This window comes from Solirubrobacter deserti (assembly GCF_027587175.1).
Lineage (GTDB): Bacteria > Actinomycetota > Thermoleophilia > Solirubrobacterales > Solirubrobacteraceae > Solirubrobacter > Solirubrobacter deserti.
Map to the genome: position 1 here is coordinate 89,737 of NZ_JAPCID010000029.1, position 6,610 is coordinate 96,346.

Below are 6,610 nucleotides of genomic sequence, written 5' to 3' on the forward strand. Positions count from 1 at the left end.
ACCGGAATACGGTCGGTCGCATGACCGTCCTCCGCGCCGCCCTCGCCTCCGTCCTTCTGCTGTTGTTGCCGGCCTCGGCGATGGCCGGAGGGGTTCGCGTCGACGCGAACGGCGTGATCGTCGTCACCGGCGACGTCAGCGGCGAGAGCATCGTGGTCGGCTGGGACGGCGAGGACCACTACGTGGAGTCCGATCGCGGCCTCACGGTCGGTGGTGGCGACTGCACGCCCGACGGGTCGAACCACGTCGACTGCACGGGCACGGCGTTCAACGTGTCGTTCATCGGCGCCGGCAGCTTCTTGGACGCCTCGCAGGTGAGCTCGTCCGCGCGGCTCACCGCGACCGGCAGCCCGGGCGCGGACGAGCTCGTCGGCACGCCCAACGACGACACCATCAGCGGCATCGAGGGCGACGACTCACTCTGGGGCGGTGGCGGCAACGATGCGCTCAACGGCGGAGCGGGAGCCAACACGTTCAACGACGGTGACGGCACCGACGTGTCGGCCGGTGGTCCGCACAACGACACCTTCAACGTCGGCCAAGGCCGGGACACCCTGCAGCCGGGCGACGGCTACGACGTCATCAGCTACTCCACCCGCCTCGTCGGTGTGACGATCACGCTCAGCGGCGGGGCCGACGACGGCGAGCCGGGGGAGGGCGACGACGTGGGCGCCGTCGCCGAGCAGGCCGACGGCGGCAGCGGCAACGACGTGCTCGCCGCCAACAACCTCGGCAACACGCTCAACGGCGGCGCCGGCAACGACGCGCTGATCGGCGGCACGGCGGAGGACCGGCTGGTCGGCAATGAGGGGGACGACTCGATCGACGCGCGCGACGGCCGCTTCGACTCGGTCGACTGCGGGCCGGGCAACGACGTCGTGTTCGCCGACCCCGCGGACCTGACCCAGAACTGCGAGGTCGCGCCTGACGCGGACGGCGACGGCTACCTCGCCAACGTCGACTGCGCGCCGACCGACCCGGCGATCCACCCCGGCGCCGGCGAGGTCATCGGCAACCCAGTGGACGAGGACTGCAAGGACGGCCCGCTCTACGCGCGCGTCGTCTCACCCGTCGGCTACAGCATCAAGCGCGAGGGCAGCCGCAACCGGATGCGGTTCACGAAGCTCACCGTCGGCGAGATCAAGCCCGGCGACACGATCGAGATCCGCTGCTCGACCAAGGCGCGCGGGTGCCCGTTCACGCGCAAGACGGTCACCGGCAAGAGCAAGCGCACCGTGAGCGTGCTCACGCACTTCAAGAAGCGCTACCTGCGCCGCGGCGCGGTGGTCGAGATCCGGACGCTGCGGCCGAACGAGATCGGGTCGGTGCGGCGGCTCACGGTCGGCCGGCGCGGCGCGGTCAAGTCCGAGACGCTGTGCCTGAACGTGGGCGCCAGCGCACCGACCCGCTGCGCCTAGGCCTCCTGCGCCGTCGGGCGCACGAGGATCTCGTTGACATCGACGCGGGCGGGCTGTGAGACGGCGTACAGCACGGCCCGCGCGATGTCGTCGGCCTCGAGCCGGCCCTCGGACGGGTTGTCGAAGAACGGGGTCTCGGTGCCGCCGGGCGAGATCAGCGTCGTGCGGATGCCGGTGCCGTTGAGGTCGATGCGCACGGCCTCGGCCATCGCCGTCACCGCCCACTTGGTCGCGGAGTACAGGCTGCCCGGCATCACGCGCCGCCCGGCGACCGAGCCCGTCAGCAGCACGTGCCCGCGCGACTCCTTCAGCGCCGGGATCGCGGCCCGGACGGTGTAGGCGGCGCCAAGGACGTTCGTCAGCACCATCGCGCGCCAGTGCTCGGGCGTCTCGTTGAGCCACCCGCGCGCGGCGCCGAAGCCGGCGTTCGCGAACACGACGTCCACCTGTCCGAACGCGTCCAGCGCCGTCGCGATCAGCGCCTCGTTGGCGTCCCACTCGGTGACGTCGGTCTCGACGGCCAGCGCGCCGTCCCCGAGGTCGGACACGAGCGCGTCGAGCTTGTCCTTCGAGCGCGCGGCCAGCACGACGCGGTAGCCGGCCTCGACGGCGCGGCAAGCGGTGGCGGCGCCGATGCCGGAGCTGGCGCCGGTGATGACGAAGACGGGGGAGTCGGCCATGGCCGGGACGCTACCCACGCGTCCCGGCCAGGCGCACCGGGATCAGACGCCGGCGACCTTGAACGTGCGGATGTTGGTGAACTCGTGCATCCCGACGCTGGCGAGCTCGCGGCCGTAGCCCGAGCGCTTGATGCCGCCGAACGGCAGCCGCGGGTCAGACGCGACGAGCGCGTTGACCGACACCAGGCCGGACTCGATCCGCCGCGCGACCGTTTCCGCGCGCTCGGTGTCGGTGCTCCAGACCGTGGCGCCGAGCCCGTAGCGGGTGTCGTTGGCCAGCTCGACCGCCTCGTCCTCAGTTTCGAACGGCGTGATCGCGACCACCGGGCCGAACGTCTCCTCGGTGAAGGCGGTCATGCCGGGCTTGACGCCGGCGAGCACGGTCGGGGCGAAGAAGAAGCCCGGGCGATCCAGTCGCTGCCCGCCCGTCTTGAGCTCGGCGCCCTCGGCGACGGTCGCCTCCACCTGGCGCTCCAGGTTCTCGAGGATGTCGAGCCGGGCGAGCGGGCCGAGCTGCGTGCCGTCCTCGGTCGGGTCGCCGATCTTGACCGCCTCCAGCGCCGCGACGAGCTTGGTCTGGAACGTGTCGACGACGGACGCGTCGACCAGGAAGCGCTTCGGCGCGATGCACGTCTGGCCCGCCGTCATCAGCCGCCCGGTGACGGCGTGCTGGACGGCGAGGTCGAGGTCGGCGTCGGCGAGCACGACGAACGGGTCCGAGCCGCCCAGCTCGAGGACGCTCTTCTTGAGCGCCTTGCCGGCCTCCGCGGCCACGAACGCGCCGGCGCGCTCGGAGCCCGTCAGGGTCACGGCGGCGACGCGCGGGTCGGCGATCAGCTGCGCCGACACCTCCGGCACGCGCTCCGACCCGACGATCAGGCTCGTGAACAGGCCCGCGGGCGCGCCGGCCGCCGTGAACGCGTCCTCGAGGGCGAGCGCCGTACCCGAGACGTTCGGGGCGTGCTTGAGCAGCGCCGCGTTGCCCGCCAGCAGTGCCGGGCCGGCGAAGCGGATGACCTGCCAGAACGGGAAGTTCCACGGCATCACCGCGAAGATCACGCCGATCGGCTCGTAGGTGACGACGTGGCGACCGGCCCCGGCGTCCACCTCGGTGTCGGCCAGCATCGCGGGGCCGGCCTCCGCGAAGTACTCCAGCGCCGACGCGCTCTTCTCGATCTCGAAGCGGGCCTCGGCGAGCGGCTTGCCCATCTCGGAGACGACGAGCCGCGCCAGTTCCTCGGCGCGCTCGCGCAGGACCGCGGCTACGGCCACCAGCAACTCGGCGCGCTCGGCGACGGGCCGGCGCCGCCAGTCGCGATACGCCGCATCGGCGGCGGTCAGCGCGGCCTCGATCTGCTCCGGCCCGTGCTCCGGATAGGTCGCGACTTCCTGCTCGGTCGTGGGATCGACGACAGTGACAGCGGACATTTGGCTCCTCACCTGCGCGGCAAACGATTACCGCCAAGGCTATCGCGCCGCGTGAGAAGTCTCTCATGGCCTCCTCACGGTCGGCTTACGGCCCGCGGGGATTCTCCTTCCCACACCGCAAACGACCCAAGGGAGAACCCCATGGCTCACCGGTCCTTCAAGGCCATCACCGCCGCGTCGCGCATCACCGCCAGCGCCGCGTCGAACTCCAACGACAGCAACTCCGGGCGTCGCCGCCGTCGCCGTCGGCGTCGCCGCCGCGCCCGCAACCGCTCCAACACCTAGCCGGAGCGGCATGGGCCTGCTCGACCGCCTCAGCGCCGCGCTCGCGCCGGCCGCGGACGACGACCAACTGGTCGCCGCCGCGCCGGCGCAGCGGGTGCGCACGATCCTCCGCCGCTTCTGGCCGTTCGCTCGCCCCTTCCGCAGGCGTTGGCTGCTGGGGCTGCTGCTGGCCGCTGCGTTGCCGGCGGTCGAGGCGGTCGAGATCTGGCTGTTCAAGTCGGTCGTGGACGACGTGCTCGTTCCCGCCGACCTCGCCGCGCTGTGGCCGCTGGCCGCCGCGATGGCGTCGCTCGCGCTGGCCGGCGCGCTGCTCTCCTTCGGTGACGAGTACATCGCCACGTGGGTCGGGGAGCGGTTCACCGTCGCGGTCCGGGCCGCGGTCTTCGACCACCTGCAGCGGCTCGAGCCCGACGCGCTCGACCGCCGCCGTCACGGAGACGTCCTCTCCCGGCTCTCCGGCGACCTGCACGCCATAGAGACCCTGCTGCTGTCCGCGCTGGCCGAGGCCGTCCAGGCCGCCGCGCGGCTGCTGTTCTTCGTCGCCGCGTTGTTCGTGCTCTCGTGGAAGCTCGCGCTCGTCTCGCTGATCGTCGTCCCACCGCTGTGGTTCGCGGCACGCCACTTCGGGCGCCTGGCGCGCCGTGCCGCGCGCGAGCGCCGCCGTCGCAGCGGCACGGTCAACACCGTGCTCGAGGAGGCGCTGGCCAACAGCGCGCTGGTGCAGGCCGCCAACGCGCAGGCCCACGAGCAGGCGCGCCTGCGCCGGGAGGCCGAGGGCGCGTCCGAGGCCGAGCTCGCCGGCACACGCATCGCGGGCCTGTTCGCGCCCGTCATCAACCTGATCGAGCTGCTCGGCGCGATCGTCATCATCGCGCTCGGCACGTGGGCGCTCAGCTCGGGCGACCTCACGCTCGGCGGGCTGCTCGCGTTCCTCGCCTACCTGTCCCAGTTGTACCGGCCGCTGCGGGACCTCACGCGCCTGTACACGAGCGTGTTCGAGGCCACGGCCGGCGCCGAGCGTGTGATGGAGCTGCTGGACACGCAGCCGCGCGTGGTCGAGCGCCCCGGTGCCCACGACCTCGTTCGCGCCGCCGGTCGGCTGGAGCTGCGCGGCGTGCACTTCGCCTACGACCGTCTGGCGCTCGCGGACGCTTCACTGGTCGTCCCGCCGGGCCGGTTCGTCGCGCTCACGGGCGCGAGCGGCGCGGGGAAGTCGACCGTGGCCAAGCTCGCCGTGCGCTTCCTGGACCCCGATGCGGGCACGGTCCACCTCGACGGCCACGACGTGCGCGACCTCACGCTGCAGTCGCTGCGCCGCAACGTCGCGCTCCTGCTGCAGGACGCGCCGCTGCTCGACGGCACGATCGCCGACAACGTCGCCTACGGCCATTCGGACGCCACCGACGCCGACGTCCGCCGGGCGCTGGCGGTCACGGGCCTCGACCTCGATCCCGCCACGCCCGTCGGCCAGAAGGGCCGCGCGCTCTCCGGCGGCCAGCGCCGGCGCGTCGCGATGGCGCGCGCGCTGCTGCAGGACGCGCCCGTGCTGATCCTCGACGAGCCCACCGCCGGGCTCGACCCCGACGCGGCGCGCGAGTTGATCGCCCCCCTGCGGGCCATCGCGCGCGACCGCGCGACGCTCCTGATCACCCACGACCCCGTCCTGGCCGAAGCGGCCGACGAGGTCATCGTCCTCGACGGAGGCCGCGTGCAGTGCATGGCTACGCGATGATCGCCCACCTCAACCGCTCCAACCGGTACGACACGTACGAGGTCTGGAGCGAGGAGCGGCTGTGCTCGTGCGTGGCCAAGCGGCCGCGGCCCGACGCCCCGCGCAAGACGGCGGCCGACCTGCGGCTGGAGGGCGAGCGCCTGATCGCGCTCGCCCACCCGCACATCGTCCGCGGCTACGAGCTGCTCGAGACCGACGACGGCCCGACGCTGATCATGGAGACGCTCGACGGCGAGACCGTCGCGCACCTGCTCGCGGGCAGGCGGCTGGACACCGACGAGGTCGCGTGGCTGGGCCTGCAGGTCGCCAGCGCGCTGCGATACCTGCACGGCCGCGGGCTCCTGCACGTCGACGTCAAGCCGGGGAACCTGATCGCGACCGGCGGCCGCGCCGTGCTGATCGACCTCTCGATGGCCCGCCCGCCCGGGCGCTATCGGCGTGGGCTCGGCACCTGGTGCAACCTCTCGCCCGAGCAGGCCCGCGGCGACGAGCTCACCGCCGCGGCCGACGTCTGGGGCCTCGGCACCGTCCTGCTCGAAGCCGCACACGGCGCGCCCGCGTTCCCGCAGCAGGAGCCGGAGTTCCCGCAGCTCGTCTTCCCGCCGCCGCTTGTGGACGGCCCGCTCGGCGACGTCATCGCCGCGTGCCTGGCCTTTGACCCCTTCGACCGCCCGACCCTGCCCGAACTCGCCGCCGCGCTGCTCCCCCACGCGCCCGGCGCCCGACCCTGGAGTGACCCGTGCGCCGCTACATCCTGACGATCGCCGGCTGTCTGATCGTGCTCGGAGGCGTCTGGGCCCTGATCGACCGCGCGAGCGGCTCCAGCACACCCGCGCCGATCCAGCTCAACGTCGCCGACGAGACCGTCACCGCGACGCCGACGCCGACCCCCACGGTCACACGGACCCCGACGCCCACGCCGCGCGGCGAGCGCCGCGCGAGCCGGGACCGCGACCGTGAGCGTCCGCGCCGCACCCCGACCCCCGCGGCGACCCGGTCCGCGCCCAGCCGCGCGGCGACCGCTCCGACGGCCGAGCCCCGTCCCCAGCGCACGGCCACGCCGCGCC

The 6,610-nt window shown here is 73.3% G+C and carries 6 protein-coding genes and 1 pseudogene; 5 read left to right on the forward strand and 2 right to left on the reverse strand.

Annotation, left to right across the window (positions count from 1 at the left end; genetic code table 11):
- The first annotated feature begins 20 nt into the window (after positions 1-20).
- Entirely contained in the window at positions 21-1,418 is a 1,398-nt protein-coding gene (locus OJ962_RS20075) for a calcium-binding protein (protein WP_202954603.1), read from the forward strand.
- On the opposite strand, the gene OJ962_RS20080 is transcribed toward OJ962_RS20075, so the two are convergent.
- A complete protein-coding gene (locus OJ962_RS20080; RefSeq protein WP_202954604.1) occupies positions 1,415-2,098 on the reverse strand; it encodes an SDR family oxidoreductase in 684 nt (227 codons plus the stop codon). The two genes, OJ962_RS20075 and OJ962_RS20080, sit on opposite strands and share 4 nt — an antisense overlap.
- Before the next feature lie 42 nt (positions 2,099-2,140).
- Positions 2,141-3,526 (reverse strand): NAD-dependent succinate-semialdehyde dehydrogenase, encoded by a 1,386-nt coding sequence (locus OJ962_RS20085; protein ID WP_202954605.1) that lies wholly within the window; start codon positions 3,524-3,526, stop codon positions 2,141-2,143.
- A gap of 141 nt (positions 3,527-3,667) precedes the next feature.
- On the opposite strand from OJ962_RS20085, the gene OJ962_RS20090 reads away from it, so the two are divergent.
- From OJ962_RS20090 to OJ962_RS20105, 4 genes and pseudogenes are all read left to right on the forward strand, one after another.
- The gene (locus OJ962_RS20090) at positions 3,668-3,811 is read left to right on the forward strand and encodes a hypothetical protein (protein WP_202954606.1); all 144 of its coding nucleotides are present in this window, start codon (positions 3,668-3,670) and stop codon (positions 3,809-3,811) included.
- 10 nt (positions 3,812-3,821) lie between these two features.
- Entirely contained in the window at positions 3,822-5,543 is a 1,722-nt protein-coding gene (locus OJ962_RS20095; protein ID WP_202954607.1) for an ABC transporter ATP-binding protein, read from the forward strand.
- Entirely contained in the window at positions 5,540-6,301 is a 762-nt protein-coding gene (locus tag OJ962_RS20100; protein WP_238931676.1) for a serine/threonine-protein kinase, read from the forward strand. The genes OJ962_RS20095 and OJ962_RS20100 overlap by 4 nt, the downstream gene beginning before the upstream one ends.
- A pseudogene (locus tag OJ962_RS20105) lies at positions 6,283-6,610 on the forward strand (hypothetical protein); the annotation flags it as partial. The gene OJ962_RS20100 and the pseudogene OJ962_RS20105, both read left to right, overlap by 19 nt.